General features: G+C 35.2%; 1 protein-coding gene and 1 pseudogene. Both read right to left on the bottom strand.

The features are described from left to right. Window positions 1–482: ABC transporter ATP-binding protein (locus KI369_RS28190; RefSeq protein ID WP_154165450.1), on the bottom strand; the 482-nt coding region annotated here is incomplete at its 3' end. A gap of 14 nt (window positions 483–496) precedes the next feature. Then, window positions 497–642: pseudogene (locus tag KI369_RS28195) on the bottom strand (ABC transporter permease); the annotation flags it as partial.

The raw sequence follows: 642 nt of genomic DNA on the forward strand, positions 1-642 counted from the left end.
GGCTCATCTAAAATTAAAATTTTCGGCTGATGCAGTAATGCCTGTGCAATTCCTAAACGTTGTTTCATACCAAGTGAATATGTTTTCACCTTCTTATGAATCGCATGCTCCAATTCAACCAATTTCACAATTTCAGCAATACGCTCTTTACTAATTGGTGTAATTGCCATGTTCGCAAAATGCTTTAAGTTTTGCATTCCTGTCATATAATCATATAGTTCTGGATTTTCTACAATCGCTCCAATTTGCTCTAGCGCCTTTTCACGCTCCGTGCGAATACTATGACCACAAATAGTAATATCACCCTCTGTCATTGATATAAGACCTGTCATCATACGAATTGTCGTCGTTTTACCACTACCGTTAGGTCCAAGAAACCCATACACTTCCCCTTCGCGAACTTCAAATGATAAACCACGGATAATTTCCGTTCCACCAATCTTCTTTCGAACATTCTCTAACTTTACTACTACGTTTCCCAATGTTTATTCCTCCTTTAGACTTCTAATTTTTTATCGATTATGCGACCTGTTATATAAACAAGTAGAACAAATATACTGATTGAAAAAGCAATACTATATAAATTCATAAGTTTTTCTGGATATAGTATGAGATTTACATCTGTCGATTCATCTATATAAA

It is taken from the genome of Bacillus sanguinis, assembly GCF_018332475.1.
Taxonomy (GTDB): Bacteria; Bacillota; Bacilli; order Bacillales; family Bacillaceae_G; genus Bacillus_A; species Bacillus_A sanguinis.